An 8,318-nucleotide genomic window follows, 5' to 3' on the forward strand; every position below is an offset into this window, starting at 1 on the left:
TCCTCCGAGAGCTCACGAATCACCTTGGCCGGCGCGCCGACGATCAGCGAATTGGGCGGGAACTCCGCCCCCTCCTTGACCACGGCGCCGGCCGCCACCAGGCAGTTATCGCCGATCACCGCGCCGTTGAGGATCACCGCCTGGATGCCGATCAGGCTGCCGTCGCCGATGGTGCAGCCATGCAGCATTGCCTGGTGGCCCACGGTCACCCCCCTGCCCACACGGAGCGGGAAGCCGGGGTCGGCGTGGAGCACCGCGCCGTCCTGGATATTGCTCTGCTCGCCCACCTCGAGATGATCGGTATCGCCGCGCAGCACCGCCTGGTACCAGACGCTGGCGCCGGCCTTGAGAGTCACCTGGCCGATCACGTCGGCGGTCTCGGCCACGTAGACATCGTCCTGGAGGTCGGGGCGATGCTCCCCGTACTGATAGATCGCCATATCGCGCGTCTCCTTGTCATGTGGGCGCTGTGGGTTGTCAGGAGAGATCAGCTTGCCGCGGCCGCCAGGTCGCCGCCGGCCCGGACGAAGTAGTCGTTCACCGCCGCCACCACCCGATCGATATCCTCGACGCGCACGTCGAGGTGGGTCACCAGCCGCGTGACCGGCCCCACCGCCATCAGGATACCCTGACCCTCGAGGTGCGCCTTCAGCGCCTGGCAGTGGGCCTCCGGGAAGGCCACGAAGACCATATTGGTGTCGCAGGCCCGCACCTCCACGCCCGAGACGCCCCCCAGCCCCTCTGCCAGGCGTCGGGCGTTGTCGTGGTCCTCGGCAAGGCGCTCGACGTGGTGCTGGAAGGCATGGTGGCACGCCGCGGCCAGCAGCCCCGACTGGCGCATGCCCCCACCCAGGGTCTTGCGCCAGCGCCGCGCCCGGGCGATGAAATCGACCTTGCCCAGCAGCAGCGACCCCACCGGCGCGCCGAGCCCCTTGGAGAAGCACAGCGATACCGAGTCGAAGCCCTCGCAGAGCTCGGCAAGCGACAACCCCGTGGCCACCGAGGCGTTGAAGAGCCGCGCCCCGTCCAGGTGGGTAGCAAGCCCCTGTTCATGGGCCTGGGCCGTGGCGGCCAGGGCGAAGTCCCGGGGCAGTACCTTGCCGCGGAAGGTGTTCTCCAGCGCCAGCAGGCGGCTGCGGCAGTGATGGATATCGTCGCCCTTTACGGCACCGCGCAGGGCGTCGAGGGCCAGGCTGCCGTCGGCCGCGTGGGGCAGCGTCTGGACGCTGATGCTGCCCAGAGCCGCGGCCCCGCCGCCCTCGTCGCGAAAGATATGGGAGTACTGACCGGCGATCACCTCCTCGCCCCGCTGGCAGTGGGTCAGCAGCGCACAGAGATTGCTCTGGGTGCCCGAGGGGAACAGCAGCGCGGCGGCCTTGCCGGCGCATTCGGCCACAGCCTGCTCGAAGGCGTTGACGGTGGGATCGTCTCCCCAGACGTCATCACCCACCTCGGCACGGGCCATGGCCTCGCGCATGGACGGGGTGGGCCGGGTCACGGTGTCACTGCGCAGATCGATCATCGAAGCTCCTTGCCTTCTCGTGGGTTGGCCTCACGTTTCGCCATGATGGCGCCACAACGGCGCTCACGCCAGCGCCTGCTCCAGCAGTCGGGCCACGTGGATCGCCTCGCGGCCGCTGCCGTCCCGGATCTGGTGGCGGCAGCTGGTACCGTCGGCGACCAGCACGGTGTCGTCATCAGCCTCGCGGATCGCCGGCAGCAGCGACAACTCGGCCATCTTGAGCGAAGCGTCGTAGTGCTCCGCCTCGTAGCCGAAGCTGCCGGCCATGCCGCAGCAGGAGGACTCGATGGTCTCGACCTCGAGGTCGGGGATCCACGACAGCACCGCCTCCACCGGGCGCAGGGCATCAAAGGCCTTCTGATGGCAGTGGCCATGGAGCATGGCGCGCCGGCGGGGAAGCGCCTTGAGCACCAGCGGCAGCTCGCCGGCGTCATGCGCCTTGACCAGGAATTCCTCGAACAGGAAGGCCGCGCGGGAGAGCGCCTCGGCCTCCTTGCCGAACCCGTACTGCAGGAACTCGTCGCGCAGGGTCAGCAGGCATGACGGTTCGAGCCCGACGATGGCCACGCCCCGCTTCACGTGGGGCATCAGGTGATCGAGGGTGCGACGCGCCTCCCGCCGGGCCTTCGCGAACTGCCCGGACGAGAGGTAGGTGCGCCCGCAGCACAGCGGCCTTTCGCCCTTCCTCAGGTTCAGGTGTACCCGGTAACCGGCGGCTTCCAGCACCCGCCGAGCGGCCCGGGCGTTGTCCCCCTCCTGGTAATTGTTGAAGGTATCCACAAACAGCAGCACCTCCCGGGAGGCGAGGGCCGGGGTGTCGTGGGGCTCGGCCAGGAAGTTGCCGCCGAAGACCGGGAGCGAGCGCTGCGGCGCCAGGCCGAGCGAGCGCTTGATGGCCCGGGCCAGCAAGGGCACGCGCTCGACGCCGTTGACCAGCCCGGCGAAGCGGCTGGCCCAGGGGGCATAGCGCGGCATCTCGCCCACCAGGCGGTCGCGCAGCGACAGCCCCTTCGCTCGGGCCCGGGCGGTGCGCGCCTCGATCTTGAACTTGGCCATGTCGACGCCGGTGGGACAGTCGCGCTTGCAGCCCTTGCAGGAGACGCACAGGTCGAGTGCCTCCTTGACCTCGTCGCTGGCCAGGCCCGCCTCCCCCAGCTGGCCCGAGAGCACCAGCCGCAGGGTGTTGGCGCGCCCGCGGGTCAGGTGCTGCTCGTCGCGGGTGATGCGGTAGCTGGGGCACATGGTGCCGGCGTCGAACTTGCGACAGTGGCCGTTGTTGTTGCACATCTCCACCGCCATGGCCAGGCCATGGGTGGCGTCGCCGGCGCTGCCGGGCTCCCCCTGCTCGCCGGTCAGCGGGTCGCGGGTGACGTTCCAGGCCGACCAGTCGAACACCGGAGCCAGTGGAATCCGGCGATACGCCTTCGGAAAGCGAAAGTAGCGATCGTCATTCATCGTCGGCGTATCGACGATCTTGCCCGGGTTGAGCAGGTTCTCCGGGTCGAAGGTGCCCTTGATCGCCTTGAAGGCGTCGTTGACGGCGGGCCCGAACTGCCAGGCCACCCACTCGCCGCGGCAGAGCCCGTCGCCGTGCTCGCCGGAGTAGGCCCCCTTGTACTCGCGCACCAGCTGTGATGCCTGCTCGGCGATCTCGCGCATCTTCTCGCCGCCGTCGCGACGCATGTCGAGGATCGGCCGCACGTGCAGGGTGCCCACGCTGGCGTGGGCATACCAGGTCCCCTCGGTGCCGTAGCGGTGGAACACCTCGGTCAGCTTGTTGGTGTACTCGGCCAGGTGCTCCAGTGGCACCGCGCAGTCCTCGATGAAGGAGACCGGCTTCCCGTCGCCCTTCATGCTCATCATGATGTTGAGGCCGGCCTTGCGCACGTTCCATAGCGCCTTCTGCTCGGCGGGCTCGGGCATCTCCACCACGCTGTCCGGTAGTCTCAGGTCGGCCATCAGCTCGGAAAGTCGCTTCAACGAGGCGAGCTGAGCCTCGCGGTCCTGGCCGGAAAACTCCACCAGCAGCACCGCCTGGGGCTGGCCGATCAGCGCCTTCTCGATCACCGGGCGGAACGCCGGGTTCTGAAGCGACAGGTCGATCATGGTGCGATCCACCAGCTCCACCGCGGTGGGTCCCAGGGTGACGATATGCTGGGTGGCATCCATCGCCTGGTAGAAGGTGGGGAAGTTCACCACGCCAAGCACCTTGTGCTCCGGCAGCGGCGAGAGCCGGAGCGTGATGCGCCGGCTCACCGCCAGGGTACCCTCGGAGCCCACCAGCAGGTGGGCCAGGTTGACCCGCCCCTCCGGGTCGTAGGGCTTGGGGTTCTGGCAGTCGAAGAGGTCGAGGTTGTAGCCGCCAACGCGCCGCAGCACCTTGGGGAAGTGCTCGCGGATCTCGGGGGCCACGCCGTCGGCGATGGCCTTCACCCGATCGGCCAGCTCGCGCACCCGCCCCGAGACCGGCAGCCGGTCGACGAAGCCGAAGTGGCCCTCGCTGCCGTCGGCCAGCCAGGCGTCCACGCCCAGCACGTTGTGCACCATGTTGCCGTAGTAGATCGAGCGCGAGCCGCAGGAGTTGTTGCCGGTCATGCCGCCGAGGGTGCACTGGGCGCTGGTGGAGACATCCACCGGATACCAGAGCCCGTGGGGCTTGAGCCAGGCGTTGAGATGGTCGAGCACGATGCCGGGCTCGACCACCACGGTGCGCGCCTCGGGATCGAACTCGACGATCTCGCTGAGCCAGCGGGTGGTGTCGATCACCAGCGCCTCGCCCACGGTCTGGCCGCACTGGCTCGTGCCCGCGCCCCGGGCCAGGATCGGCACCCGGGCATCCCGGGCGATCTCCAGCGCCGCGGTCAGGTCCTGCTGGTGGCGGGGGATCACCACCCCCACCGGGGTCACCTGGTAGATCGAGGCGTCCGTCGAATAGCGGCCCCGCGAAGCCTGGTCGAACAGCACCTCACCTTCCAGCTCCCGGGCCAGGCGCGTCGCCAGTTCGGTCACCGGCTTGACCCGCGCATCCGGTGAGGTGGTCTTGTCCGTGAGAGACGTCATCCTGCCTTCCTCAGCCTTGGGGACTATGCGGTGGGTTCACTTGGCGTCGAGGGGATGCTGGGCGAAATAGTCCAGCGCCGCCGTCACGCCGCTGCCCGCCAGGGGCACCCCGGCGAGCTTCATGCCGGCCTCGCAGCCGCCCAGGGTCGCGATCAGGGTCAGGTCGTTGCAGTCGCCCAGGTGGCCGATGCGGAACATCTTCCCCTTGGCCTTGCCGAGCCCCATGCCCAGCGACAGGTCGAAGCGCTCGTAGATGATCCTGCGCACCGCGTCGGCGTCGACCCCTTCGGGCATCACCACCCCGGTCAGCACCGGCGAGTAGACGGCCGGATCCTGGCACTGGATCTCCAGGCCCCAGGCCTCGACCGCCGTGCGCACCCCGGCCGCCCAGCGCTGGTGGCGGGCGAAGACATGCTCCAGCCCCTCCTCGAGCAGCATGTCCAGCGCCTCGTTGAGGCCGTAGAGCAGGTTGGTGCTGGGGGTATAGGGCCAGTAGCCGTTCCTGTTGGCCTCGAGGATCTCGTCCCAGGCCCAGAAGCTCTTGGGCATGCGGTTGTGGCGGCTGGCCTCGATGGCCTTGTCGGAGAGGGCATTGAAGCTGATGCCCGGCGGCAGCATCAGCCCCTTCTGGGAGCCGGAGACGGTGACGTCCACCCCCCACTCGTCGTGGCGGTAGTCGGCGCTGGCGAGCCCGGAGATGGTGTCGACCAGCAGCAGCGCCGGATGGCCGGCGGCATCGATGGCGCGACGCACCGCGGCGATGTCGCTGGTGACACCGGTGGAGGTCTCGTTGTGCACCACGCAGACCGCCTTGATCTCGTGGGCGCTGTCCTCGCGCAGGCGCGCCTCGATCATGTCGGCCTGCACGCCCTGGCGCCAACCCTCGTAGCCCGGCAGGCCGAGGAACTCGGGCTCGAGCTCGAGGCGGCGCGCCATCTTGTGCCACAGGGTGGCGAACTGGCCGGTCTCGAACATCAGCACCTTGTCCCCAGGCGATAGGGTGTTGGCGAGCGCCGCCTCCCAGGCACCGGTGCCGGAGGCCGGGTAGATCATCACCGGGCCTTCGGTCTTGAAGACCCGCTTGATCTTGGCGAGGAGTTCGAGGCCGAGGGCACCGAATTCAGGCCCGCGGTGGTCGATGGTGGGCAGGCTCATCGCCCGCAGGATGCGGTCCGGCACCGGCGACGGGCCGGGGATCTGCAGGAAGTGGCGGCCGGAAGGATGAAAGTCGAGATTGAGCATGGGGTCTCTCCGTAGGGTGCGTCGTGTCGGGTGCGGTGGCGTCGAGGACTACTTGATACAGCCCTCGTCACGCAGCGTGGCGAGTTCGTCGGGGGACAGGCCGAGGCCACCCAGGACCTCGTCGGTGTGCTGGCCGAACAGCGGTGCCGGGGAACGGATCCGGGAGGGGGTGGCCGAGAACTTGCTCGGAAAGCCGATGGTCTTCATCCGGCCCATCACCGGGTGCTCCATCTCCTGCACCATGCCCCGGGCCAGGTAATGCTCGTCGGCCATGGCCTGGGCAAAATCGTTGATCGGCCCGGCGGGAACGCCGGCCCGGTCGCAGCTGGCCAGCCAGTCGTCGACGTCCCGGTCGGCCATGATCGACTCCAGCAGCGCCTCGAGCTCCTCGACGTGCCCACCGCGATCCTGGTTGGTGAGGAAGCGCGGGTCCTCCATCAGCTCGGGGCGCTCCAGCACGTCGCCGCAGAAGCGCTCCCAGGTGCGCTGGTTGGCGCAGCCCAGCATCAGGTAGCCGTCGCGGGCCTTGACCGCCTGGTAGGGCGCCGAGACCCGGTGCCGCCAGCCGGTGGGCTCCGGCACCTTGCCCTCCGAGAAGAAGGCGGCGGCCTCCCAGGTGAACCAGGGCAGGCCGCACTCGGTGATGGCAATATCGATGTGCTGCCCCTCACCGGTGGCCATCCGGTGGATGTAGGCCGCCAGGATCGAGTAGACAGCGGTGATGCCGCCGCCGATGTCGTAGACGGCCACCCCGGTCTTGAGCGGGCGGCGGCCCGGCTCACCGGTCATCGACATCAGCCCGGTCATGCCCTGTGCCACCAGATCGAAGCCGCCGCGGTGGCTGTAGGGGCCGGTCTGGCCGTAGCCGGAGATCGAGCAGTAGATGATCCCGGGGTTGATCGCCTTGAGGGTGTCGTAGTCGATCTTCAGAGAGGTGGTCACGCCAGGGCGATAGTTCTCGACGATGACATCCGCCTCCCGGGCCAGGCGGTAGAAGATCTCCCGGGCCCGCTCCTCCTTGAGGTTGAGGGAGATGCTCTTCTTGTTGCGGTTGATCTGCGAGAAGCAGGTCGACTCGTCGTTGACGTAGGGGCCCATCTGCCGGCTGTCGTCGCCGCCGTTGATCTTCTCGACCTTGATCACTTCAGCCCCCATGTCGCCCAGCACCATGGTGCAGTAGGGGCCGGCCATGATCTGAGAGACGTCCAGGACCTTGAGTCTTTCCAGGGGAAGCATCGGCTTCACCTCGCTTGTTGTTGTCGTGTCATGCCAGCCTCGGCCAGCCTGGTGATCGGCTCAGCGGCCGGTCCACTCGAAGGGTGTCTTGTGCAGGAACTTGCTCACCGCCGCCTTGAAGTCATCGCTCATGTAGCAGGCGGTGACCCAGTCATCGCTGGCCTCCCGCGCGAGGCGGCGATGCGCCAGCACCCGGCCCACCAGTGCCTTGCTGGCCTTGAGGGTGAGGGGCGCCCGACGCCCCAGCTGCTCGGCCACCGCGGCCACCTCTGCGTAAATGCTGTCGGGTGCCAGGACCGCATTGACCAGCCCGGCCGCGCTGGCCTGTTTCGCATCGAAGAGGGTGCCCAGCATCAGGGCCTCCTTGGTGCGCGCCACCCCCAGCATGTCGATCAGCCGCGAGACGTTGGTAATGGAGAGGGTGTTGCCCAGGGTGCGGGCGATGGGCACGCCGAACTTGAGACTCGGCGTGGCGTAGCGGAAATCGCAGGCCAGGGCCAGCGCCGCGCCGCCGCCCACGCAGGCCCCCTCCAGCAGGGCGATGGTGGGCTTGTCCAGCGCCTCCAGCTTGCCGACCACGGCATCGATGCGTCGCTCGTAGCCGAGGGCGTCCTCGGGCTCGCTGAAGTGCTCGAACTGGCCGATATCGGTGCCGGCCACGAAGGCCTCACCGCCCACCCCGTGGAGCACCACCGCGTGGATGGCGTCATCCGTGGCGATGCGGTCGCAGTGGCCGGAGAGCGCGTCGTACATCTCCCAGGTCATGGCGTTGCGGCTCTCGGGACGGTTGAAGCCGAGCCAGGCCACGCCATCGCGCACCTCATGCAGCAGGGTGTTGGCTGTCATCATGCCTCTCCCTCGTAGCGGCCGGTTACCCGACAATGAATAATAAATGCATTTTTCGCCACTATCATTTCCCCTCCTCGTGTGATCAGCCCGGCGAAGCGCCACCCAGAGGCCAGGCGCTCGCCGGGGCCCTCCGTCAACGGTAGAAGAGCTCCACCAGGGCCATCGGAATGGCAGGGATATAGGTCACCAGCAGCAGGATGAAGAGCAGCACGCCGATGAAACCGAGGTTCGAGCGGGTCACCGACCAGACATCCGTCTTGGCGATCGAGCAGGCCGTGATCAGCACGCTGGCCACCGGCGGGGTCTGCTGGCCGATGGCCAGGTTGAGACACACCACCAGGCCGAAGTGGACCGGATCGATTCCGGCCGCACCGACCAGCGGCATGACGATGGGCACCACCAGGATGAT

Annotated in this window: 7 protein-coding genes; all 7 read right to left on the reverse strand. The window is 68.3% G+C overall.

Features of this window, described 5'->3' with window-relative positions; translation table 11 throughout:
* A partial coding sequence (locus IBX53_RS12975; RefSeq protein ID WP_290909902.1) for a gamma carbonic anhydrase family protein occupies window positions 1–440 on the reverse strand: 440 nt, incomplete at its 3' end.
* A 47-nt stretch (window positions 441–487) separates the two neighbouring features.
* A complete protein-coding gene (gene ltaE, locus IBX53_RS12980; protein WP_290909904.1) occupies window positions 488–1,522 on the reverse strand; it encodes a low-specificity L-threonine aldolase in 1,035 nt (344 codons plus the stop codon).
* Between the two features lie 63 nt (window positions 1,523–1,585).
* Window positions 1,586–4,582, reverse strand: a complete 2,997-nt coding sequence (locus tag IBX53_RS12985) for an FAD-binding and (Fe-S)-binding domain-containing protein (protein WP_290909906.1) — start codon at window positions 4,580–4,582, stop codon at window positions 1,586–1,588.
* 36 nt (window positions 4,583–4,618) lie between these two features.
* Entirely contained in the window at window positions 4,619–5,824 is a 1,206-nt protein-coding gene (locus IBX53_RS12990; RefSeq protein WP_290909908.1) for an aminotransferase class V-fold PLP-dependent enzyme, read from the reverse strand.
* 48 nt (window positions 5,825–5,872) lie between these two features.
* On the reverse strand, window positions 5,873–7,060 hold the full coding sequence (locus IBX53_RS12995; protein WP_290909910.1) for a CoA transferase: 1,188 nt from the start codon (window positions 7,058–7,060) through the stop codon (window positions 5,873–5,875).
* Window positions 7,061–7,120: 60 nt separating this feature from the next.
* Window positions 7,121–7,906: an enoyl-CoA hydratase gene (locus IBX53_RS13000; RefSeq protein WP_290909912.1), complete on the reverse strand. Its 786-nt coding sequence runs from the start codon at window positions 7,904–7,906 to the stop codon at window positions 7,121–7,123.
* 136 nt (window positions 7,907–8,042) lie between these two features.
* On the reverse strand, window positions 8,043–8,318 hold a 276-nt coding region (locus IBX53_RS13005), incomplete at its 5' end, for a TRAP transporter large permease subunit (protein ID WP_290909914.1).

It is taken from the genome of Halomonas sp., from assembly GCF_014859505.1.
In the GTDB taxonomy this organism is placed as follows: Bacteria; Pseudomonadota; Gammaproteobacteria; order Pseudomonadales; family Halomonadaceae; genus Halomonas.